Annotated in this window: 22 protein-coding genes; 4 read left to right on the top strand and 18 right to left on the bottom strand. The window is 36.7% G+C overall.

Annotated elements, in window-relative coordinates:
* From ACFO5Y_RS11230 to tsaE, 9 genes are all read right to left on the bottom strand, one after another.
* A partial coding sequence (locus tag ACFO5Y_RS11230; RefSeq protein ID WP_380706685.1) for an IS30 family transposase occupies nt 1-610 on the bottom strand: 610 nt, incomplete at its 3' end.
* Nucleotides 611-836: 226 nt separating this feature from the next.
* A complete protein-coding gene (locus ACFO5Y_RS11225) occupies nt 837-1,913 on the bottom strand; it encodes an ABC transporter substrate-binding protein (protein WP_197105177.1) in 1,077 nt (358 codons plus the stop codon).
* Nucleotides 1,910-2,737 carry an ABC transporter permease gene (locus ACFO5Y_RS11220; protein WP_197105178.1) on the bottom strand — a complete coding sequence of 276 codons (828 nt, stop codon included), beginning with the start codon at nt 2,735-2,737 and terminating at the stop codon, nt 1,910-1,912. The genes ACFO5Y_RS11225 and ACFO5Y_RS11220 overlap by 4 nt, the downstream gene beginning before the upstream one ends.
* Nucleotides 2,730-3,548, bottom strand: a complete 819-nt coding sequence (locus ACFO5Y_RS11215; protein ID WP_197105179.1) for an ABC transporter permease — start codon at nt 3,546-3,548, stop codon at nt 2,730-2,732. The genes ACFO5Y_RS11220 and ACFO5Y_RS11215 overlap by 8 nt, the downstream gene beginning before the upstream one ends.
* Nucleotides 3,549-3,557: 9 nt before the next feature.
* Nucleotides 3,558-4,649: an ABC transporter ATP-binding protein gene (locus ACFO5Y_RS11210; RefSeq protein ID WP_197105194.1), complete on the bottom strand. Its 1,092-nt coding sequence runs from the start codon at nt 4,647-4,649 to the stop codon at nt 3,558-3,560.
* Between the two features lie 276 nt (nt 4,650-4,925).
* Complete coding sequence (locus tag ACFO5Y_RS11205) at nt 4,926-6,137, bottom strand: acetyl-CoA C-acetyltransferase (RefSeq protein ID WP_197105180.1); 1,212 nt, start codon at nt 6,135-6,137, stop codon at nt 4,926-4,928.
* Between the two features lie 103 nt (nt 6,138-6,240).
* Nucleotides 6,241-7,146 carry a UDP-N-acetylmuramate dehydrogenase gene (gene murB, locus ACFO5Y_RS11200; protein ID WP_197105181.1) on the bottom strand — a complete coding sequence of 302 codons (906 nt, stop codon included), beginning with the start codon at nt 7,144-7,146 and terminating at the stop codon, nt 6,241-6,243.
* A 93-nt stretch (nt 7,147-7,239) separates the two neighbouring features.
* Nucleotides 7,240-7,791, bottom strand: coding sequence for a GNAT family N-acetyltransferase (locus ACFO5Y_RS11195; RefSeq protein ID WP_197105182.1), 552 nt, complete (start codon nt 7,789-7,791; stop codon nt 7,240-7,242).
* A gap of 4 nt (nt 7,792-7,795) precedes the next feature.
* Nucleotides 7,796-8,278 carry a tRNA (adenosine(37)-N6)-threonylcarbamoyltransferase complex ATPase subunit type 1 TsaE gene (gene tsaE, locus ACFO5Y_RS11190; protein WP_197105183.1) on the bottom strand — a complete coding sequence of 161 codons (483 nt, stop codon included), beginning with the start codon at nt 8,276-8,278 and terminating at the stop codon, nt 7,796-7,798.
* Between the two features lie 154 nt (nt 8,279-8,432).
* On the opposite strand from tsaE, the gene ACFO5Y_RS11185 reads away from it, so the two are divergent.
* Nucleotides 8,433-9,053, top strand: coding sequence for a DUF4430 domain-containing protein (locus ACFO5Y_RS11185; RefSeq protein WP_197105184.1), 621 nt, complete (start codon nt 8,433-8,435; stop codon nt 9,051-9,053).
* Between the two features lie 58 nt (nt 9,054-9,111).
* Here the strand turns inward: ACFO5Y_RS11185 and zwf are convergent, their stop codons facing one another.
* From zwf to nrdI, 6 genes are all read right to left on the bottom strand, one after another.
* On the bottom strand, nt 9,112-10,578 hold the full coding sequence (gene zwf / locus ACFO5Y_RS11180) for a glucose-6-phosphate dehydrogenase (RefSeq protein WP_197105185.1): 1,467 nt from the start codon (nt 10,576-10,578) through the stop codon (nt 9,112-9,114).
* A 496-nt stretch (nt 10,579-11,074) separates the two neighbouring features.
* Nucleotides 11,075-12,055, bottom strand: a complete 981-nt coding sequence (gene pta, locus ACFO5Y_RS11175) for a phosphate acetyltransferase (RefSeq protein WP_197105186.1) — start codon at nt 12,053-12,055, stop codon at nt 11,075-11,077.
* Between the two features lie 88 nt (nt 12,056-12,143).
* Complete coding sequence (locus ACFO5Y_RS11170) at nt 12,144-13,085, bottom strand: DUF4349 domain-containing protein (protein ID WP_197105187.1); 942 nt, start codon at nt 13,083-13,085, stop codon at nt 12,144-12,146.
* Between the two features lie 136 nt (nt 13,086-13,221).
* Entirely contained in the window at nt 13,222-14,283 is a 1,062-nt protein-coding gene (gene nrdF / locus ACFO5Y_RS11165; protein WP_138404099.1) for a class 1b ribonucleoside-diphosphate reductase subunit beta, read from the bottom strand.
* Between the two features lie 26 nt (nt 14,284-14,309).
* Complete coding sequence (gene nrdE / locus ACFO5Y_RS11160) at nt 14,310-16,472, bottom strand: class 1b ribonucleoside-diphosphate reductase subunit alpha (RefSeq protein ID WP_197105195.1); 2,163 nt, start codon at nt 16,470-16,472, stop codon at nt 14,310-14,312.
* Entirely contained in the window at nt 16,465-16,848 is a 384-nt protein-coding gene (gene nrdI, locus ACFO5Y_RS11155; RefSeq protein ID WP_380706678.1) for a class Ib ribonucleoside-diphosphate reductase assembly flavoprotein NrdI, read from the bottom strand. Before nrdI ends, nrdE begins: the two co-directional genes overlap by 8 nt.
* Before the next feature lie 221 nt (nt 16,849-17,069).
* On the opposite strand from nrdI, the gene ACFO5Y_RS11150 reads away from it, so the two are divergent.
* The 3 genes from ACFO5Y_RS11150 to ACFO5Y_RS11140 are packed head-to-tail and all read left to right on the top strand — an operon-like array spanning nt 17,070 to nt 20,248.
* Nucleotides 17,070-17,519: a BlaI/MecI/CopY family transcriptional regulator gene (locus tag ACFO5Y_RS11150; protein WP_197105188.1), complete on the top strand. Its 450-nt coding sequence runs from the start codon at nt 17,070-17,072 to the stop codon at nt 17,517-17,519.
* Between the two features lie 32 nt (nt 17,520-17,551).
* Nucleotides 17,552-17,758, top strand: coding sequence for a heavy-metal-associated domain-containing protein (locus ACFO5Y_RS11145; RefSeq protein ID WP_197105189.1), 207 nt, complete (start codon nt 17,552-17,554; stop codon nt 17,756-17,758).
* 21 nt (nt 17,759-17,779) lie between these two features.
* Nucleotides 17,780-20,248, top strand: coding sequence for a heavy metal translocating P-type ATPase (locus tag ACFO5Y_RS11140; RefSeq protein ID WP_197105190.1), 2,469 nt, complete (start codon nt 17,780-17,782; stop codon nt 20,246-20,248).
* 61 nt (nt 20,249-20,309) lie between these two features.
* On the opposite strand, the gene ACFO5Y_RS11135 is transcribed toward ACFO5Y_RS11140, so the two are convergent.
* The 3 genes from ACFO5Y_RS11135 to ACFO5Y_RS11125 form a co-directional block, all read right to left on the bottom strand.
* A complete protein-coding gene (locus tag ACFO5Y_RS11135; RefSeq protein WP_197105191.1) occupies nt 20,310-21,143 on the bottom strand; it encodes an NAD(P)H-hydrate dehydratase in 834 nt (277 codons plus the stop codon).
* Between the two features lie 74 nt (nt 21,144-21,217).
* Nucleotides 21,218-21,739: an HdeD family acid-resistance protein gene (locus ACFO5Y_RS11130; protein WP_197105192.1), complete on the bottom strand. Its 522-nt coding sequence runs from the start codon at nt 21,737-21,739 to the stop codon at nt 21,218-21,220.
* A 269-nt stretch (nt 21,740-22,008) separates the two neighbouring features.
* Nucleotides 22,009-22,269 carry a tyrosine-type recombinase/integrase gene (locus ACFO5Y_RS11125; protein ID WP_380706674.1) on the bottom strand — a complete coding sequence of 87 codons (261 nt, stop codon included), beginning with the start codon at nt 22,267-22,269 and terminating at the stop codon, nt 22,009-22,011.
* Between the last annotated feature and the right edge of the window lie 71 nt (nt 22,270-22,340).

Below are 22,340 nucleotides of genomic sequence, written 5' to 3'. Positions count from 1 at the left end.
TTTCCCAATGACCAAATTCAGACCGGTCATTAATTGCCTCCGGACGCAGGTCAATGGAAGGACCCAGTATGCGCTTGTTTTGACGATGGCCTTGAGATTTGGGCGTTGATTTGCGAGACAATTTCTCAAGTAAATCCATGTTTTTAGTCCGCATCACCCCGCGATCAATCCAATCATAGAGGGTGGTTGTACACGGAATGAGGGCGTCCTCAAAGAGGCCATCTTTGCGCGCTCTTTGAACAACGGCGTCGGGGGACCATTTCTCTTCTAACATCTTTTGATCAGCCCATTCCATAAAAAGGCTGGCTTGAAGCCATTTAGGCTGGCGACCACTCTTCAAACGCTGTTCATCATAATAGGCTTGACCAGCATCGGCAAAATAAAGGTCATCGGAGTAAGTATAATCCTTACCGTTAGACGTCACGCGATTGATTTGGCTCACAGTGCCTCGCTTGACTTCATTATTGATGGTTTGATGATTGCGGCCTAAAACACGGCCGATATGGCGATGGGAGTAGCCTTCCTTTAATAAAATCTGGATTTGATAACGTTCGCCGTCGGTCAGGTGTTTTCCTTTACGGACATTTGTGTTAGAATTAGTTTGCGTCATGTGAATTCATCCTTGTCTATTGAGAGTTGTCGTAACTTCAATATAACATGAAAATTCACAGGGCGTATTTTTTTATGCCTTTTTATAGGTGGCTAAGTTCATTATAAAATCCACCTCTCCTTTAAGATTACAAATATATTAAATAACAACAAAAGAGGATTGAATAAATGGAAAAGTCTAATAACTCACCATCTATCAATCCTCTTATTTTTTATTGGAAAACCGTTTAGTCTCTTGGTTCGATCTTCACTTCTAAGAATAAATCATTATATTCAATTAATTTCTCTTGCCCTAATCCGCGATATACTTCCAATTTATCTAATGCATCTTCACTTGGATAAAAAGCTTCATCCGAAATGACTTCTGGATCCATTAAAGCCATCGCCGCTTCATTCGGTGTTGAATAACCGACGTAATCAGCATTTTGTGCTGCCACTTCCGGTCGAAGTAAGAAGTCAATTAAGGCATGCGCCCCTTCAACATTTTGCGCATTATGCGGTATCACAATATTATCAAACCAAAGGTTTGACCCTTCTTCCGGTAGGACATAGGCAAGTTCTGGATTCTCCCAGATTGCCATGGACGCTTCTCCAGAGAACGTCACCCCAATCATCGCTTCTTCGTTACCAAGATGCATCTTCATCTCATCTGCAACAAGGGCTAATATATTTGGCATCAAAGTTTTCATCTTGTTCGTTGCTTCTCTTAATCTTGTACTATCTGTTTCATTTAATGAATAGCCCAGTGATTGTAAGCCAATTCCTAAGACTTCCCTCGCCCCATCATAAATCATAATATTATTTCGGAACTTCGGATTCCACAAATCATTCCACTGTTGAACTTCACTTTCATCAACATAATTCGTATTGTAGATAATACCTAATGTTCCCCAAAAATACGGAATCGAAAAACGGTTATTCGGATCAAACTCTAAATCCAAGAACCGCGGATTAATGTTCTCTAAGTTAGGTAACAATGAATGATCAATCTCTTGTAACAAGTCTGCTTCAATCATTTGTTCAATCATATACTCACTAGGAACTGCTACATCATAACGTGTTCCGCCTTGTTCAATCTTCGTCATCATCGCTTCATTCGAATCAAAGGTTTCATAGATAACCGAATAACCTGTCTCTTCCTCAAACTGAGTCAATAATTCTGGGTCAATGTAATCTCCCCAGTTATAAAAGACAATCGTATTGCCATCTGTCAGTCCTAAACTACTTTCTAACTGATGTCTAAAACCAAATAACACAGCAACAATCAGTAAAATTCCTACTAACATGGTCATTAATTGTTTCATCGCAGACCACCTACTTTTTTATTGGCTTGTTTACGAATACGTCTTTGATCGCTCGTTTGGATTTGATAATAACCAAAGACTAAAGCTAACGCGAGTACAAACATTAATGTACTTAAAGCATTAATTTCTAAACTAATACCTGTTCGCGCTCTTGAATACACTTCGATCGAAACAGTACTAAAGCCGTTCCCAGTAACGAAGAATGTTACCGCGAAATCATCGAGTGAATAGGTAAAAGCCATAAAGAAACCAGATACAATACCACGAACAATACTTGGTATAACGACACGTGATAATATTTGCCAATGCGTCGCCCCTAAATCTTGGGCCGCAGTAATCATGTTCGGATTCATCTCATATAAACGAGGTAAAATCATTAACACAACAATTGGAATACTAAAAGCTACGTGAGCCAAAAGGACACTCCAAAAACCTAAACGAAGTGGCAATATACTAGAGAATAATATTAAGAAACTTGCCCCCATCATAACATCTGGTGTGACCATCAAGACATTATTCGTATTCAATAAAAATTGCCGCTGACTATTCACGCGCGCATAATAAATGGCAATCGCCCCAAAAGTTCCAATCGCTGTCGCAATCGTCGCTGACAGTAAGGCAATGATAAACGTATTCATGATAAATGATAATAACCGCTGATCAGCAAATAATGTCTGATAATGTTCTAAAGTAAAGCCTGTAAAATCAGACATATTCCCACCACTATTGAAAGAATACGCAATTAAATACCCAATTGGTAAGTACAAAATAATAAATACTAAGATAATATATAAGTTAGACCATTTAAACTTCCCTTTAGTCATTACTTGCACCTCCTTGATCGTTACGGCTACGAGTAAGGAACATAACTAATACCATTGAAACCATTAAGACAACACCAATCGTGGCACCCATTCCCCAGTTTTGGGTCACTAAGAAATGCTGTTCCACTGCTGTTCCTAAGGTAATGACTCGATTCCCACCGATTAAACGCGTTAACATGAATAAAGATAGAGAAGGGATAAATACTGCTTGAACCCCACTTCTCACTCCACGCATCGATAATGGCATCACTACTCGTCTCACTGTCACCCATTCACTTGACCCTAAGTCCGTACTTGCTTCAATCAGTGAATGTGGTATCTCATCAATCGAATTAAAGATTGGCAACAACATAAACGGTAATTCAATATAGGCTGCCACTAATAAAAAGGCAATATTCGTAAATAATAACTGTTGTGATTCAAAACCTAAATTCGTTAAAAATGAATTGATTGGTCCTGTTTGACTTAAAATCCCAATAAATGCATAGATTTTAAGTAATAAATTTATCCACGTAGGTAAGATAATCAACAATAGCCACAAATCTTTACGCTTGGTCTTTGTTAAAAAATACGCCATTGGATACGCAATAACCAGTGTGACCAATGTGACTAAAAAAGCATATAAAAATGAGCTAGCAGTCATAACTAAATAATTTCGATTCGTAAAATAATGAATATAATTATCAAAAGTAAACTGACCGGCGATATTAAAGAATGACCGATACAATAATAAAAGAATCGGTGCAATGACAAACAATATAATCCATAAGTAATACGGTATCGCTAATAAATGATGTTTTTTCGTATTCATTGCCCACCTCTAGTCTTCATACTGTTCTAAACGGGCATCGAAATCTTCTTCAGATTCGTTGAAACGCATCACGTGAATATCGCTTGGACCGAATCGCAATCCGATTCGAGAACCAGTTTCAACTTTTTTAGTTGTATGAATCATCCATTCATTATTATCTTCGTCGTAAGCAATGACTTCGTTAAAGACACCACGGAATAATTGCGTATCTACTTTAGCAATCAATTGACCTGCTTCAGGTGACGTAATTTCAACGTCTTCGGGGCGAATAACAACCTCTACCGCTTCACCACTTGGTATCCCACCATCTTCACAGTCAAACGTATGACCGACAAATTCAACCCGATAATCTTCGATCATCTTCGCAGCTACAATATTACTCTCACCAATAAAGTCTGCGACATAATGGTTAATCGGCTCATCATAAATATCGACGGGTGTTCCTGATTGAACAATTTCACCGTTATTTAAGACATAAATCCAATCCGACATAGCTAGAGCTTCTTCTTGATCGTGAGTAACAAAGACAAACGTTATTCCTAAACGTCTTTGTAATTCGCGCAATTCATATTGCATGTCTGTTCTTAACTTTAAATCTAACGCAGACAAGGGTTCATCTAATAAAAGAACATCTGGTTCATTGATCAATGCTCTCGCAATCGCTACACGTTGCTTTTGTCCACCTGACAACGCATCAATGTAACGCTCTTCAAACCCTTCTAAGCGCACTAAACGTAACATTTCTGAAACTTTCTCCTTAATCGTCGCTTTATCGACTCCTTTGACAGACAAGCCAAAAGCGATGTTATCAAAGATATTCATATGCGGGAAAAGTGCATAATCTTGAAAAACAGTGTTAACCTTCCGCTGATTTGCTGCAACTCTCGTAACTTCAGTACCATCGATTAAGACTTGGCCTGATGATGCCTTTGTAAAACCAGCAATAATACGTAGAATCGTTGTTTTACCACATCCTGACGGACCTAATAAAGTATAAAATTTACCTTTCTCTAATTCCATATCAATGGATTTTAACACTTGTGTATTGTCGAAGGATTTTGTTACTCCATGCAACTCGACACTATAATCTTGTTTTACCATATGCACATTCTCCTCTGCATAAATTTTTGTCATTATTGACTCCTTTGAAACCGATTTGAAAGAAAATTAGTCTTTCGAGATGAAATTATAGCACACGGTGTTTAAGTAAGACACAATTATTTTTCCCAATATTCTACTTTTTTTAATTTGCTATAAAGCTTGATATATTAGCGTTTATAATCCTTTACAAAAAAACTCAACAACTCTAGGTAAATGTTTACTAGAATTGTTGAGTTTCTCAGATGTTTTATATAATATGGACCATTTTTGGTCTGTTTACACGTTCTTAACTGCCATACTAATTCCCATGCCGCCCCCGATACATAAAGATGCCAGTCCATATTCGGACTCAGTGCGTTTCATTTCATGTATCAAGGTGGCACTTATTCGAGCTCCTGAAGCTCCAATCGGATGTCCAATGGCAATCGCACCACCATTGGGGTTTACTTTAGCCGCGAGTGCTTCATAAGTTAAGCTCGTATCTTTAGTCAATTCTTTCATAACACCGATCGATTGTGATGCAAAAGCTTCATTCAATTCAATAACTTCAAACTGTTCTAAGCTTAAACCCGTCTTCTTCATGACACTATTGATTGCTTTAACTGGTCCAATTCCCATATTTTTTGGATCAACCCCACTTTGGCCAAAGCCTAACACTTCAACTAATGGTTCTAAGTTGTGTTCTTTAACGAATGCATCTGATACTACAAAAGCAAAAGCTGCCCCGTCATTGATTCCTGATGCGTTCCCTGCAGTGACTGACCCTTCTTTATCGAAAGCCGGACGCAAGTTATTTAACTTTTCTAAATTTGTTGAATGATTGATGTATTCATCTTCTTCAAATACGACTGCTTGACGACGTTGTTGAACTGTTATTGGTACAATTTCATCTTTGAATTTCCCCTCTTTTTGAGCGAGTCTTGCTTTTTCTTGCGTATTCATGGAAAATTCATCTTGTTCTTCACGAGTGATTTCAAATTTACTTGCAATATTCTCAGCGGTTATTCCCATATGAATTCCTGAAAAGGCATCTGTTAATCCATCTGTTAACATCGTGTCTTCTAAAGAAAAGGCACCCATTTTATTTCCTTTTCGAATGTTGCCTCTCGTTGCGAATTTAGCTTGGCTCATCGACTCCACTCCACCGGCAATAATACAGTCCGCATCACCTAGTTTGACATGGTTATATGCTTCATTAATGGCTTTTAGACCACTCCCACACAACATATTCACCCCATAAGCTGGTACATTGATTGAAATGCCTGCGTTAACAGAAACTTGTCGGGCAATATTTTGGCCATGACCTGCACTTAAGATATTCCCGATGATTACTTCATCCACCTTGTCTTTGACGATCGTGTCTTCTTCTAACATCTTTTCTAGTAATTTTGAGCCAAGCTCAGCGGGTGATAAATCAGATAAACTCCCTAGAAAACTTCCTACTGCGGTTCTTTTAATTGATAATATATAAACTTTTCTCTCTTGCATAACTATTAACCCCCATCTATCTTTTTATATTATTTACAAAAAAACCAACCTAAGCAATTCTTTTACAGAATGTGTTAGGTTGGTTTCAGTATATCTCATTCAATTATTCTGCTTCCCGTCCAATAATTCGAACTTCGGTTTCAAGTCTAACTGAATTTAAATTCCAGATTGTCTCTTGGATGTATTCAATCATCTCAACATAATCTGTTGCTGTGGCTCCACCTACGTTAATGATGAATCCAGCATGCTTACGAGATATCTCAGCACCACCAATTCGATGTCCTTGTAAACCAGCATCTTGAATTAACTTTCCTGTATAGTAACCTACGGGGCGTTTAAATACACTTCCACATGATGGGTACTCTAAAGGTTGCTTCGATTCACGTAATTCAGTTAAATGATCCATTTTTTCTTTGATAGCCTCTTGATCTCCAGGTTGAAGTTCAAAGGATACGCCTAAGATAATGTTATCATTCTCTTGAAAAATACTATGACGATAGGCAAATTCTGCATCTTCATTCGTATAAGTTAAAAATTGTCCTTCGCGATTGATTGCCTCAATCTTTACATTAATATCCGTTATCTCACCTTCGTAAGCACCCGCGTTCATAAATACCGCGCCACCAACACTACCTGGAATTCCACAAGCGAATTCTAAGCCAGTTAATGAATGGCGATAGGCCTCACGACTTACTTCAATAATACCTGCGCCACTCTCTGCATAAATATAATGACCATCGACTGAGATTGCATTCATATCTGTTAAAATCATGACAATACCGCGTATGCCGCCGTCTTTAACGATTAAATTACTGAGGTTACCTAGAATTGTTAACGGGGCATCAAATTCCTTTGCCCAATCAATAATTTGTTTCACTTCATCTTTTGATTTCGGAAATGCAATAACATCCGCTTCGCCGCCAGTTTTAGTATAACTGTAATCTGACAGTGCGTGGTTAAATTTTATATTTAAATTAGGGTGAGCTTCTTTTAATAGCTTATAGTCCATAACTCGACCTTTCTTTCATAATCAATACTTATCTATTCTAATTAATTATGTTTAAAAAGTAAAGTAAATCTATGATGAGAAACTCTTTGAATATTAATCAATCAACCGTTCCATGACATAAGTATCATAATAGTGAAAATCATTTCTTAAACGTTTCGATAGTGTTCCAACTATTTCAAAACCATATTTCTCATATAATTTAATTGCTCGGATATTTTTTGTTACTACTTCCAAGGTTAGCACTTTAATATCTGCGTAGCTTGCAAATTGAATCATTTCTTCAGTGAGAATTGATCCTATGCCGTAACCCCAATATTCTTTAATAATACTGACGCCAACTTCAGCCACATGGCTTTGACGATTATTATCAATCACAGCAACTGTAGCCATTCCGACAATTTGATCATCTGATTCTGCTACTAACATAATGTTATTATTTGATTCATTGTATCTCGTAATTAATTCTACTTGCTGATCCACGGACATATTCGCCCCTTCTGGACCAACCGACAAATACGGGGTGTCTTTCCCTACATGTCTTAATAAGCCTAGTATTGCCTTTGCATCGATTGGCTCTGCTACTCTAATGATTGTTTCGATTGGCTCATCTTCTGCTTCATGTACGTATTTGTTGTAATTACTCACACAATCACAATCCTTTCCAGTCCTGAGTCCATTCTTTCCTTAATTGGTCGTAGTCATCACTTTGACCTACGGTTCGCACTTGTATTTTACGTTCATCATTGTCAACTGCTTCTAATTCAATTTCCAAATAAGTTTCTGGCATATAATCAATGACAAATTCTGCCCACTCTATTAATGTTATCGTATCATCGTCTATAAAACTTTCCAAGTCAATCGATTCAGCTCCACCTTCTTCGAGGCGATAGGCATCAATATGATTAAAAAGCTTCCCTTGATCATCTAGGGGGTACTGCTTTACTATGGTATAAGTTGGACTTTTCACCGCTCTTTTAATTCCTAAAGCTTTCGCAAACCCTTGAGAAAAAGTGGTTTTACCACTTCCCAGGTTTCCCTTCAAGCTAATAACTTTACCCGGTTCCATCAATTGCGCTAACTCTGCTGCGATTTGTTTCGTTTCCTCAGCAGATTGTGTAATTTTGTATGACATTATATATAATCTCCTTGTACTTCTTAAAAAATTCACGCTTTATTCTTAATAAGCCAATTATAAACAAAGTGTGTTGAAACTGCGAATCATTTGACTTTATGCCGTTTTACTGATAATTTATACCTATAACATATTAACGTAAGGAGGCAGTTTTATGAAAAAATTTATCAAATTAATTACTCTACCGACTTTAGCATTGCTACTAGTAGCTTGTCAAAGTTCGACTGAAGAACAGCCAGCAGAGAGTGCTCCAGCTGAGTCAACTGAACAAGTATCAACAGAATCTACAGAGTCAACTGAAAGTACTTCTGGGGACGCAGAAAGCGAAGCAACTGAAGAATCAGGCGAAGAACAAGGTTCTGAAGAATCAGACGCAGCAGCATCTGACAATGGTGAAGGTACGACCGAAGAAGGCGAATCGGCAACTGAAGATACAGAAGAAGCTAGCGAAACAGCAGCGACATTTGCATTTTACGTAACAGGTGAAGAAGCGCCAATCGCTGAATTCTCAGTTGAAGATGCTGAAGGATTAAGCGTTTTAGAAGCACTAGAATCAAACGAAGAATTAACATTTAACTTCAACGAAACTGAAGGTGTTGTTGATTCAATTGAAGGCTACGAAAATGACTATACTGTAGGTAATACATGGACTTACGTATACAATGGAGAATACGCACAACTTGGTGTTGTTTCTCAAACATTAGAAGCAGGAGACGAAATTGATTGGTACTATGGTACGATCGATGAAATCCCAATTAACGTAGTTCCTGAATAAGCTAAATTTTGCAATTTAAAAGAGCGTCTGACTTAGGTCAGGCGCTCTTTTTTGTGTACTACTCTTTTATATTTACGCGTTTAATCCATTCATGATTATTTCTTGTTAATAATCGATCCGCACTACTTGGTCCAAAGGACGTTGCTTGATAATTAGGAAAGTCAGGATCTGACATATCATTCCATGCCTCTTTAATGGCATCGGTAATACGCCATTGTTCTTGCACTTCTTCCCAAGAACTAAACAACGTATTGTCCCCTTCTAATGCATCATGTAATAAGTTTTCATAAGGTGTTGGAACATACCCTTTCCCGAAAGTATTTTGGTCTGGACCAATAAATGTCGTGATTGGTTCCATATTTGCTTCAATATCTTTCTGGTTTAAAACCATTGCCAAACCTTTACCAGGTTCAATATAAAAAGTGAGCCTACTTGGTGTATCGTTAGAATCACCATTTCTCTCTTTCAATATAATATCAACCGAAGAAAATTGTTCAACTAACGCTTTTCCTGTACGAACGTAAATAGGAACACCCTCCCAACGCTCATTATCGACAGATAATTGAATCGCAATGTATGTTTCCGTACTACTATCTTTCGCTACATCTGGTTCATCGCGGTAATGGTTATATTCCCCTTCAGCATCTGCTGAGTATTGACCTCTAACAACAAACTCTTTCACTTCCTCTTTCGAATATGTTGGTATTTGACTTAAGGCTGCGTGCTTCTCACTATGTATCGCATCTTTTTCTAACTCCTCAGGCAAATCCATAATAATGAATGAAAGTATTTGCAGTATATGATTTTGGAACATATCTAACAACGCACCATTCTCATCATAAAATGCCCCACGGTCTCCAACTTCAAGCCGTTCCGGTAAGTTAATTTGAATGTTCTCAATAAATTTATTATTCCAAATACCTTCAATAAATGGATTGTAGAATCGAGTTGCCAGTATGTTTTGAACAAAATCCATTCCTGGGAAGTGATCAATTAAAAATATTTCTTCATCATTAAATGATTTTTTTAATATTTGATAATATTCTTTGGCTGATTCTAAACTATAACCAAATGGCTTCTCAACAACGACACGATGTTCTCCAGTTAATCCAGTAATGCCTGACTCTTTTAAATTAACTGTCGTTTCATCATAAATACTTGGTGCAATGGAATAGTAATATAAATATCGATTGGAAGTATTATGAGTCGTTGAAACTTCTTTAATTTTCGTCATAAGTTTCTCAAAATCTTGTACTTTTGTATTGTCAGCTGGTTGGTAATAAATATGTTCTAAAAATGCTTCTTCAAATTCAGTAAAATTACTACCCGCTTCAACCGCTTTCCTCACATGTTCCTTAAATTCGTTCTCAGTGAATTGCGTTCGCGCTGCACCGATAATCGCAAAATCCTCCGTTAACTGACCACGTTGATATAGTTGGTGAAAAGCTGGGTACAATTGTCGCTCAGCTAAGTCACCTGTTGCCCCAAACAAGACAATTAGCCCACCTACTTCAACTTTAGACATAGTATCTCCTCCATTTATATATTCTATTTAATGCTTGCTTCTATTAAATTCTATAACAAAATATTCATCTTTCACAATAATACAACTTAGAGTACCTATACTTAAATCACTAACCGTATTAAGAATAACACGAACGACAAGGAATTATAAAAAATCTAAGTTCGACACCATAACCACATAAATATAGAAAACTCTGTGTAATACACAGCTAGCGTTGCTTATTGAAGGGAGAATGGTGAGGTACCGTAGTACCAGGACGATTGGGCATACATGAAGCCGTAGGAGCGGTAGCGACGTAAGGATTTAGTAGCACAACGAGACGGATGCTCAATCAGCTAGCAACGCTAGATGATTAGCTGAAGCCGGTCCACTACGGTCACCGAGCCGTTCTCCCTGAAATAAGCTCTACAGTTCTTTCTCCACAACAAAAAGAGCTAGAAATACTATCTTTGGTAGTATTTCTAGCTCTCGCTTATTTATGAGTGAAAAGACTCAATTACATGATTGCTTGGTTAGCAGTAATAATTGAAACTTTATAAACATCTTCTTCGATACATCCACGAGATAAATCAGAAACAGGTTTGTTTAAACCTTGTAAGATTGGACCAACTGCTTGGTAGTTACCTAAACGTTGAGCCATCTTGTAACCAATGTTACCTGATTGGATTTCTGGGAATACGAATACGTTCACTTTACCAGCAACTTCTGATTCAGGTGCTTTTTTGTCAGCAACTGACTCAACGTAAGCTGCGTCAAATTGTAATTCTCCATCGATAGCTAAGTCAGGAGCTAATTCTTTCGCGATACGAGTAGCTTCTGCGACTTTGTCAACTTCTGGTGAAGCTGCAGAACCTTTAGTTGAGAAACTTAATAAACCAACTTTAGGATCAATATCGAACATTTTAGCTGTTTGTGCACTTTCTACAGCAATTTCAGCTAATGATTGCGCATCTGGGTTAATGTTAATCGCACAGTCAGCAAAGATTAAACGTTCACCGTCATTGTTAGGTGGAACCATAACAAACGCACCACTTGTTAATTTAACTCCTGGGCGAGTTTTGATGATTTGTAGTGCTGGACGAACAGTATCACCTGTTGAGTATTGAGCTCCACACACTAATCCATCTGCTAAGTTCATGTAAACTAACATTGTTCCGAAGTAAGCATTGTCACGTAACATTTCACGTGCTTGCTCTTCAGTGTTTTTACCTTTACGACGTTCTACGAAAGATGCGATCATTGCATCGAATTCGTCATAGTTGTTAGGGTCGATGATTGTTAAATCACCAATGTTCCAGTTACGTTCTGTAGCAATTGCTTCAACTTCAGCAGGGTTTCCTAATAAAATTGGTTCTACTAATTTATCTGAATGTAGACGAACAGCTGCTCCTAAAACACGTGGATCAGTAGCTTCAGGGTAAACAATTTTAACCTTTTTTCCTTCAATCTTCTGTGATAACGATTTAAACATATCCATTCTAGATATTCCTCCCATAATTTAACTTTATAATAAACGCTTACTACTTAATATTACACGTTTTTTACAATTTTTGAAACTGTTTTACTCAATCTTCTGTATTAAAGTTGTTCTTTTCTCTATTAGCCTCACTTATAGCTTTCTTTTTCCTCTTTGGTAAGACATCTTTAATTTTTCTAAACAATGGACGCAAGACATATCGTATGATTAATATTATGATAATAATCACGATGATGTAAGGGATTAAGAATATAATTGTTAAAATCCCCCATTGGAAAGCTTCAATTGAATTTTCCCAAGTATCGTTAAAGGCTGCGACAATTTGATCCCAGAAAGTCAATTGACTTTCACTTCCATCAGATAACTCAACAACTTCTTGTAAATTCAAGTGTATCGTTGCATTTTCAACTTCTGCGGAGACAGAAGATTGTTCTGCTAATAAACTTTCCCGACTCGCAATTGCTTCTTCTAAAGCGCCTTGGATTTCAATTAAATCCGTAACGGACTCTGCTTGATCATTAAGTTCATTCAGTCGGTCAATTCTAGAATCAATCGCTTCGATACGAATCTCAATATCTTGAACTTGTTGAGTTACATCTTGAGAACCGCGTGATAGTTGAATAAGTTGAGCTTGGTCATTGTTTTCAAACTGTGTGAGCGTCTCTTCATAATTGTCTCGAGGAACTCTGATCATCAAACTTAATGACGTGAGCGACTGAGAACTTTCTGCATAACTGTATTCATTCATTGATTCATCTTGATATTGAATATAAGCATTATTGGCCTCAATAATTTCTTCAATACTTTGCTTCGCTTCATCATAACGAATCGTTTGATAAATCACATTGGCCGTGTAGATAATATCTCGATCTTCATTTGTTTGTTGGCGACTGACATTTTCGTCAGTTTCTTGGGCCATTTCGGTTGTGTAGTTGGCGTCAGGATACGTAGTAGTTGACTGTTCTTGAGATTCACATGCATATAGGAAAAATACAGTTAGAAACAATATTCCCCATTTCCATTTCTTCACGCTATCACACCTCTCTTATACTTCATTATAAAGGGTTTTCATGCCTAAAACCACTAATTACATGTTGACTGGCTTTTTGAACATAAAAAAACTCAATGAAGAATCACTTTTGTGATCCCTCATTGAGTTTATAAGTTCAATCTGTTGCTTTTGCTGACGCTTGAGCATTTTTCGCTTCTTCACGGCGACGTTTCTTCTCTTGACGATATTGCATACGTTGTTTGCGACGGTCATTAATTGCCCATTGCTTGTAGTCATTATCTTCCATAGCTTGAACTTCTCCAAGTAGGTAACCATTTCCAACTTGTGAGAAGAAGTCATGGTTACTTGTTCCTGTTGAGATACCATTCATAACAATTGGATTCACATCTTCAGCTGTATCAGGGAATAAAGGTTCGAAGCCCATATTTTGTAAAGCTTTATTCGCATTGTAGCGAACAAATGTGTTCACGTCTTCTGTCCAACCTAATTCATCATATAAATGAGACGTGTATTTTTCTTCATTTGAATATAATTCAAATAGTAAGTTAAAGACCCAGTTTTTTAATTCTTCTTGTTCTGCTTCGCCTAACTCATTGTAGCCTAATTGGAATTTATAACCAATATAAGTTCCGTGAACAGATTCATCACGTAAGATAAGTTTAATGATTTCAGCTACGTTAGGTATTTTGTTGTTTCCTAAATACCATAATGGTGCGTAGAAACCCGAATAGAATAAGAATGATTCAAGTAGGACACTTGCCGCTTTCTTTTGTAGCGGTGTACCATTTTGGTACGCATCATTAATTTTATCCGATTTGAATTGGATTAATTCGTTCGTATTCGTCCAATCAAAGATTGAGTCAATTTCTGAGTTTGTATTCAATGTAATGAAAATCGTTGAATATGATTTGGCATGTACCGCTTCCATAAAGTGGATATTACTTAAAACAGATTTTTCATGTGGTGTTCTTGCGTCATCTAATAAGACAACAGCCCCTTCTTCAGATTGCAGTGTATCTAAAAGTGTTAAGCCACCAAAGACTTTCCCTAACATATCTTGTTCTGCTTTTGAAAGACGACGCCAATCATCTAAATCATTCGATACTGGAATACGTGTATCTAACCAAAATTGCTCAGTCAGCTTTTCCCAAGTCAATTTATCAACGGTATCTTCGATATCATTCCAATTTATCGCTATGTAATTTGGTTCTACCATGCATTTATTCTCCTTTATAAAACTTATTAAATTGAACAGCTCTCGCAATAATTACTTCCAATTTCATCGCCATCATCCGTAAATGTACGAACATAGTAAATTGATTTAATGCCTTGGTTCCAAGCATAGTTACGTAGGATATTTAAATCTCTCGTGTTCATCTTTCTTTCGCCAGGACGTTTCCAAGGATAAAGCCCTTCAGGTAATTCTGAACGCATGAACAATGTTAAAGACATTCCTTGATCGATATGTCTTTGAGCCGCTGCATACACATCGATGACTTTACGCATATCAATATCGTAAGCTGACTCATAGTAGTCAATCGTATCATTTGATAATTGTGGCGCTGGGTAATATGTTTTACCCGTTTTCTTCTCTTGACGCTCTTCAATTAGACGTGTAATTGGGTGTAAGCTCGCACTTGTCTCGTTTACATATGAGATACTTCCAGTTGGTGCAATCGCATGACGGTAAGCATGATATAGACCATCTTTTTGAACCATATCTCTTAACGTTTTCCAATCTTCTGCAGTTGGAAGTGGCACATTTTTCATGATTTCTTTTACTTTTTCATCTTCAATAACAAATGGTTCTTCAATATAACGATCAAAGTATGAACCATTAGCATAATCAGAATTTTCAAAATTATAGAAAGTTTCACCACGTTCGCGTGCAATTTGATTACTTGATACTAATGACCAGTAGTTTAACGCATAGAAATATGCTTCTGTTAATTCTAAAGACTCATCAGATCCGTAATAGATTTGATTAATTGCGAATAACGTATGAAGTCCCATGCCACCTAAACCGATGGTATGATTTAATTCATTCCCTCTACGCACACTTGGTACAGCATCGATACTGGTATGATCTGTAACGAATGTTAAACCACGGACAGCTGTATCCACTGATTTAGCAAAGTCAGGTGAATCGACCATATTCACAATATTTGTAGAACCTAAGTTACAACTAATATCAATTCCTTCATCTTCAAAGGTTTGGTCATCATTAATAATTGATGGTTGTTGAATTTGTAAAATTTCTGAACATAAGTTAGACATTACAATGCGCCCATCAATTGGGTTCGCATCATTGGCTGTATCAATATTAATAATATATGGATAGCCCGATTCTTGTTGTAATTTACTTATTTCGTTCTCTAATTCACGTGCTTTGACTTTGTATTTACGGATTTCTTTATTTTGAACCATGTTCTCATACTCTTCCGTAATATCCACATAAGCAAAAGGCTCGCCATAAACACGTTCAACATCATAAGGACTGAATAAGAACATATCAGCGTCTTCTGCAACTAATTCATAAAATTTATCTGGAACCGTTACTCCAAGCGATAAAGTTTTCACACGGATTTTCTCATCCGCATTTTCTTTTTTAGTTGATAAGAAGCGGACAATGTCTGGATGGAAGATTGATAAATAAACCGCTCCAGCACCATTTCTTTGTCCTAATTGGTTGGCGTAGCTGAATGAATCTTCAAATAACTTCATAACTGGTACAACACCTGAAGCCGCGTTTTCGATTTTCTTAATCGGTGCGCCTTCTTCACGTAAGTTTGATAAGTTTAGACCTACGCCTCCACCACGCTTACTTAATTGTAAGGCAGAGTTGATGCTACGTCCAATTGAGTTCATATCATCACTAATCTCAATTAAGAAACAAGATACCATCTCACCACGACGTTTACGTCCAGCATTTAAAAATGTTGGCGTTGCAGGTTGGAAGCGTTGAGCGATTAATTCATCACGTAAATTTGTTGCAAGAACTTCGTCCCCGTCCGCTAAGAATAAGGCATTAAACACAATACGATCTTCGAAACGTTCTAAGTATCTTTCCCCATCATTCGTCTTTAAAGCGTACTGGTTATAAAACTTATGTGCGCCCATAAATGATTTGAAACGGAATTTCTTCTCATAAGTTGTTTGCATTAATTTCTTAATGAATTCACGGTCATACTTATTTAAGAAACTTACTTCTAAGTAGTCATGTTCAATTAAATAATCTAATTTTTCATCTAATGTATAGAAAAACACAGTATTAGGGTTCACATGCTCTAGGAAGAATGCACGCACCGCCTCTTTATCTTTCTCTAATGGGATTTTATTATCTACTGGAATATTTAATTCGTTATTTAATTTGAAATATGTAATTTCATTGGGTGTTTTAGACATAGTTGGTGTTTTCAATTTCAGTCACAATCTCCTTCACTTTTTTTACATCATTATCCGAGCCTTGAAACTCAAAGCGATACAATAATGGGACATCATAATCGAGCGCAATATCTTCTGCTGTAAAGCAGTAAAGCTCATTAAAATTTCGATTTCCTGCGCCGATGATGCCCTGACAATAGGATAAATTATCGCCAGTCTCTAGGAAATCATTCAAAATATCAGTCATTTCAATTGCATATGTTGGTGCGATCATAATAAAGTTTTCGTGTATTTCAGTAAATGCATTTACTTCAGACAACTCCAAAGAGTCCATTTCTAACTTTTCAACAAAACGCCGTGTATTGCCTATGATAGACATATATATAATTTTCATCATTACACCGTCCTCTTTAGTACTATATATTAGCATGGATACACTTCAAATAAAAGGTTGATTAACTCTAAATATTGTGCTTCACTAAACAAATCCACACTATATGTTGTGTCTGTTTCGTTTTTTATTCATAGTTCTAGTATATTCAATAAAATTTAAAAAGCTTGTAATTTGCTCTTGCTTTATTTAGGTTACACGTGTAACCCCGTGTTAGGAGGGAAATTATGACTGGACAATTAAGTATTCAAGATTTAAACATTTCCGATTCAGAATGGGAAGTGATGCGCGTGTTATGGGCAGATGCTCCTTTAACAAGTCGAGAAATCATTGACCGAGTGTTAGACATTCTCGATTGGAAAGAAGGAACAGTAAAATCACTCATAAACCGTTTAGTAAATAAAGAAAATATTCAAAAAATAAAGACCGATACGGTTTTAAAATACAAACCGAGTATTTCAGAACTTGAGGCTAATCGTTTAAAAGCCGATAAAGTATTCGACTCGATATGTACGAAAGAACGCGGCAGCCTCATTATTCACCTTGTTGACACAAATCACTTATCGCAAGATCAAATTCAAGAGTTAATATCACAACTCCAAACAAAAGCACTCACAGCACCAGAGGAAGTAGCTTGTGAATGTGCTGTCGGACAATGTCACTGTCATTTACATTAATAATAATAAATTAAATAAAAGGAGAAATTAATATGAAAAAAGAACAATTTGAAGTCACAGGTATGGGATGTATGAATTGCAGTAAAACAATCCAAAATACTTTATCAAATCTTGATGGTGTATCTGAAGCAACGGTCGATTTTGCCAATAAAACAGCAGATGTTACATATGATGATACTGTTGTTTCAAAAGTAGACATGCAAACAGCTGTGTCTGACGCTGGTTACCAATTACTTTAATAAGAATAGGAGGTTTATTTATTGAAAACTTATGCCATTGAAGGCATGCACTGTGCTGCATGCGCGACTTCTGTTGAAAAAGCTGTGAATAAATTGGATGGTATCAATGAAGCCTCAGTGAATCAATTAACAGAAAAAGTAAGTGTCGACTTTGATGAGTCAAAACTATCACTCGATGATATTTCTAAAGCTGTATCCGATGCAGGCTATACGTTAGTTACTCAAACTGAACCTACTCGTTCAGATGATACTTTTCAAAACTTTTCTGTGACAGGAATGACTTGTGCGAGCTGTGCACAAACTGTTGAAAAAGCAGTGGCAAAACTCCCACAAGTTCACTCTGCTTCCGTTAACTTAGCTACTGAAAAATTATCTGTAACTTGGGAAGAGACTGCAGACGCTCAATTAATCCAAGAAACCGTGGCTGACACGGGTTATCAAGCAGAGCTAGCATTATCTGCCAAAGAGCAGTACGAAGTAGATCAGGCACGTAAGGAAACTAAGTTAAACTCTATGAAACAAACATTAATTAAGATGGCTATTTTTACCATTCCCCTTTTTATTCTAACGATGGGCCCAATGGTTGGAATGCCTTTACCATCAGTGATTGACCCAAGTATTCATCCGGGTGCCAATGCGGTATTACAATTAATATTAACGACTCCCGTCTTATATTTTGGTTTAGACATATTTAAACGTGGGTTCAAAACATTATTTAATGGACACCCAAATATGGATTCCTTAGTTGCTGTTGGTACGGGTGCAGCATACTTGCAAGGTATCGTGATGACTGCTTTAATCCTTTTCGGACAAGTGGATACGCATGAACATTTAGAATTATACTTTGAATCAGCTGCTGTCATCTTAACTTTAATGACCTTAGGTAAATATATGGAAGAGCTGGCTAAAGGAAGAACATCCTCAGCGATTAAAAGCTTAATGGAATTAGCTCCCGATACAGCTCGTGTCGTACGTGAGAGCGGAGAAGTTGAGACGATTCCTGTTGAAATGTTAAACATTGGAGATATTATCCAAGTTCGACCAGGGGAAAGTTTACCCGTCGATGGTGAAATGGTTGAAGGTCATTCGAGCATTGATGAGTCCATGTTAACAGGTGAAAGTTTACCTGTTGAAAAAACAGTTGGTGACTTAGTCACTGGGGCCAGTATCAATAAAACAGGTGCTTTTAAATATAAAGCTACTCGCATTGGACAAGATACGATGATTTCTCAAATCGTTCGCATGGTTCAAGATGCTCAAGGTTCTAAAGCACCGATTGCCAAATTAGCCGATATCATCTCAGGTTACTTTGTACCCATCGTTATTATTATTGCGATTCTATCTGGTCTATTCTGGTTCTTTGTGATGGGCGAACCGCTGAACTTTGCTTTAAATATCTTTATTAGTGTTTTAATTATTGCTTGTCCTTGTGCCCTAGGTTTAGCAACTCCCACAGCCATCATGGTTGGTACTGGAAATGGCGCGAGTCAAGGCATCTTAATTAAAAACGGACAAACGCTAGAGAATATACATAACGCGACGACTGTTCTATTAGATAAGACTGGAACGATTACAGAAGGTGAACCGACTGTTACAGATTACATCATTAACGAAAGCTTTGATAAAGATGACATCTTACAACTGGTTGCTTCAGCAGAATCGGTCTCTGAACATCCACTAGGATCAGCCATTGTGAAGTATAGCGAAGAGAAAGAAATTAACTTACTGCCAACCGATCATTTTGAAAGCATAACTGCACGTGGAATTAAAGCAGACATTGCAGGCAGAGAAATTGCGATTGGGAATAAAAAATTAATGAACTCTCTAAGTGAAGTACCTAGTTCATTAGAGGCACAAGTCAAACAATTAGCCAATGAAGCTAAAACACCGATGTATATTGCTTTAGATAATGAAGTGATTGGAATTATTGCCGTTATGGACCCTATTAAGGAAACATCGAGCCAAGCAATTAAAGAGATGAAAGACCTAGGTCTTGAAGTCATTATGGCCTCTGGTGACAACCAATACACAGCGAATATTGTTGGGGAAGAACTTGGTATTGACCGCATTCTAAGTGAAGTCATGCCAGAAGATAAATCTGCCATTGTGCTAGAGTTACAAAATGCAGGAAAGAAAGTAATTATGGTTGGTGATGGTATTAATGATGCGCCTGCTTTAGCTCAAGCTGATATCGGGATGGCAGTTGGTTCTGGTACCGATGTAGCTATGGATTCAGCTGATACCGTCTTAATGCATGATGACTTACGTGATGTTCCAAAAGCAATCAGCTTAAGTCATGCAACTATTCGTAACATCAAGCAAAACTTATTCTGGGCCTTTGGATACAATACCATTGGGATTCCAATCGCGATGGGATTACTTTACCTCTTCTTCGATGGACCTTTATTAAGTCCAATGTTTGCTGCGGCTGCGATGAGTTTAAGTTCAATTTCCGTATTACTCAATGCCTTACGTTTGAGAAACAAATAATTATTTACATATAAAAGGCTACTGACCGGATTACTCGTCAGTAGCCTTTTTCATTTGTTTATTATTTTGCATCTGCAAAGTTTCTCATCACTTTTGGTAGTTCTCGAATCACTTGCGTTGGTAATGTGACATAATGAGTTTCTGCTAATTGATCCGCAATGTAGCTATGAATGAACACAGCTGAAAGAATTGCTTGTTTGACATTCGGTATTTGTCCAATGAAACCAGCTAGAATCCCAGTCAACGTATCTCCCATCCCGCCGGTCGCTTGCGAGGGATTACCTGTTGTGTTTTCAAAGACATCTGAGTCAACATACACTTGTGTAGGCGATCCTTTTAATACAACTATGCTTTGTAAATCCTTCTGAGCTTGTTGATTACTTTCTACTGTTAATTTATTTTTATTTAGACCTATGAGTCTCTGCCACTCACCAAGATGAGGCGTGAAGATACAATGGCCATTGGTTTCTCGCTTGACTTTCCCTTCAGCAAGTAGCGTAATCGCATCGGCATCGATGATCAGATATTGCTCACCTGAAGCAGATTGAAGGACTGTTTTAAGCACTTCTCGACTTTTCTCAGTCAAGCCCAAACCTGGTCCAATCACTATTACATCTTTTTCTTTTACTGCTTCAATTAAATTATCAGACTCATACATATCAATAAACATAATTTCTGGCGCATGAGTATGTAAGCTAGTCCGGTTCACTTGATCCGTCGCGACAGTCACTAATCCTGCGCCAGAATACAAAGCAGCCAGACCACTCATGATAATGGCGCCCCCCTTTTCATGAGTGCCTCCAACACATAATATGCGCCCCATTTTATTTTTATACGTATCTTTATCTCTGATAGGTATTGTGTCTATGACTATTTCTTTATTAATTTTCTTCATGTTTAAACCTCCTTTGCCTTCTCATTATACAAAAAAGAGAGTGTTAACACTCTCTTTTCAAATTTATTATTATATTAAAAAGCTTGGATTACAAATGATAACCCGTTTAGCGTGAAGTAAATCCCAACTAAATAAGCAACTGTCAGAATTGATGCGATTGGATTAAAGATTAATATAATTCCAATGATGATACTTATAATAGATAAAAACACAATTAACCAGAAATTTCTTTTACTATATTTTCTAATCGTTCTTGCTGATATCAAGGCAATGACTGAATCAATGATAAACCACATCGCAAATACGATTGGTAAAGCAATAAAAACGGCAGTGACGTTAAAGAATAAGAATACACCAATAATAATATCGATGATACCAATCACAATCATCCAATTATTCGTCATCCCTGAGTATTCTTTTAAGCGATTACGAATTATAATTTGCGCAATCCCCTTAAACGCTACCGCAAAAGCAAATAAATATATGACAAAACTGGCACTTCCAAGTGGGTTGTTAAAAGCAAGTATTCCTAAAACAATATAAATAATTCCAATAATAAGTGACCACCAATTAAATCCATTCTCAGTTATTGACAATGAAAAAATCTCTTTCATTTTTTGTATAAGATTATTTTAACGTTAAAATTTTATAACATCAATTTATATACGGGATTAACTTGTACTTAAAATTATTACTTTATTTAGTATATTTTTTCAAAAAAAGGTTTAGAATTGGTGTATTTAAGTAAAATATTTTAGTTTATTAATTCAATCATTATAGAATTTTCAGACACATTTACATACATATTCATTGTTATTTCTATTTTAGCATGACCTAAAATTTCTTGTACTACTTTTATATTAACTTAATTCTCAACTAATCTTGTAGCAAACGTATGTCGAAGTACGTGACAAGTGAAATAAGTCAACTGAAAATTACTTTTAATTTTTAATTGTTCCTTATTAAATTCTGTAATTAATCTTTTTAGTGCACGATACAAATTATCTCGTCTCATACAATTCCCATAGGAATTTATAAATACGAAGCCACTAATATTATCAATCTCAATGTTGTTTTCTGCTTTATTCAAATTTTTAGAATATAACTCTTCAAAGATTTGTTTCACCTGTTAATGCTAAATTAGATTCAGCAATTATTGCTAGATAAGTTTCGGCACTTTATTCCAAAAAAAGAACC

Origin of the sequence: Ruoffia tabacinasalis (genome assembly GCF_042652985.1) — a bacterium.
Taxonomy (GTDB): domain Bacteria; phylum Bacillota; class Bacilli; order Lactobacillales; family Aerococcaceae; genus Ruoffia; species Ruoffia tabacinasalis.
This window is presented reverse-complemented; position numbering and strand designations above follow the sequence as displayed.

What these genes read in the sequence shown, in the direction of transcription:
- ACFO5Y_RS11225 (WP_197105177.1), bottom strand. Translation starts at nt 1,913, where the DNA reads ATGAAACAATTAATGACCATGTTAGTAGGAATTTTACTGATTGTTGCT.
- ACFO5Y_RS11220 (WP_197105178.1), bottom strand. Translation starts at nt 2,737, where the DNA reads ATGACTAAAGGGAAGTTTAAATGGTCTAACTTATATATTATCTTAGTA.
- ACFO5Y_RS11215 (WP_197105179.1), bottom strand. Translation starts at nt 3,548, where the DNA reads ATGAATACGAAAAAACATCATTTATTAGCGATACCGTATTACTTATGG.
- ACFO5Y_RS11210 (WP_197105194.1), bottom strand. Translation starts at nt 4,649, where the DNA reads ATGGTAAAACAAGATTATAGTGTCGAGTTGCATGGAGTAACAAAATCC.
- ACFO5Y_RS11205 (WP_197105180.1), bottom strand. Translation starts at nt 6,137, where the DNA reads ATGCAAGAGAGAAAAGTTTATATATTATCAATTAAAAGAACCGCAGTA.
- murB (WP_197105181.1), bottom strand. Translation starts at nt 7,146, where the DNA reads ATGGACTATAAGCTATTAAAAGAAGCTCACCCTAATTTAAATATAAAA.
- tsaE (WP_197105183.1), bottom strand. Translation starts at nt 8,278, where the DNA reads ATGTCATACAAAATTACACAATCTGCTGAGGAAACGAAACAAATCGCA.
- ACFO5Y_RS11185 (WP_197105184.1), top strand. Translation starts at nt 8,433, where the DNA reads ATGAAAAAATTTATCAAATTAATTACTCTACCGACTTTAGCATTGCTA.
- zwf (WP_197105185.1), bottom strand. Translation starts at nt 10,578, where the DNA reads ATGTCTAAAGTTGAAGTAGGTGGGCTAATTGTCTTGTTTGGGGCAACA.
- pta (WP_197105186.1), bottom strand. Translation starts at nt 12,055, where the DNA reads ATGGATATGTTTAAATCGTTATCACAGAAGATTGAAGGAAAAAAGGTT.
- nrdF (WP_138404099.1), bottom strand. Translation starts at nt 14,283, where the DNA reads ATGGTAGAACCAAATTACATAGCGATAAATTGGAATGATATCGAAGAT.
- nrdE (WP_197105195.1), bottom strand. Translation starts at nt 16,472, where the DNA reads ATGTCTAAAACACCCAATGAAATTACATATTTCAAATTAAATAACGAA.
- nrdI (WP_380706678.1), bottom strand. Translation starts at nt 16,848, where the DNA reads ATGATGAAAATTATATATATGTCTATCATAGGCAATACACGGCGTTTT.
- ACFO5Y_RS11150 (WP_197105188.1), top strand. Translation starts at nt 17,070, where the DNA reads ATGACTGGACAATTAAGTATTCAAGATTTAAACATTTCCGATTCAGAA.
- ACFO5Y_RS11145 (WP_197105189.1), top strand. Translation starts at nt 17,552, where the DNA reads ATGAAAAAAGAACAATTTGAAGTCACAGGTATGGGATGTATGAATTGC.
- ACFO5Y_RS11135 (WP_197105191.1), bottom strand. Translation starts at nt 21,143, where the DNA reads ATGAAGAAAATTAATAAAGAAATAGTCATAGACACAATACCTATCAGA.